At 68.5% G+C, this 203-nt stretch carries 1 protein-coding gene; it reads left to right on the forward strand.

The features are described 5' to 3' along the window. Window positions 1-203: FadR/GntR family transcriptional regulator (locus B2J89_RS22425; protein WP_169170906.1), on the forward strand; the 203-nt coding region annotated here is incomplete at both ends.

Consider the following 203-nt stretch of genomic DNA (forward strand, 5'->3'; position numbering starts at 1 on the left):
GACGGCAGCTACCCTCCCGCAGACAAGCTGCCCACCGAAGCGGCGATCATGGCCGAGTTCGGCGTCAGCCGGACCGTGGTGCGCGAAGCGATTTCCAAACTGCAGGCCTCGGGCCTGGTAGAGACGCGCCACGGCGTGGGCACCTTCGTGCTGGGCCTGGGCGATGCGGCCGCTTTTCGGATTGCGCCGGACCAGCTGTCGAC

Source organism: Acidovorax sp. SRB_24 (assembly GCF_012931925.1).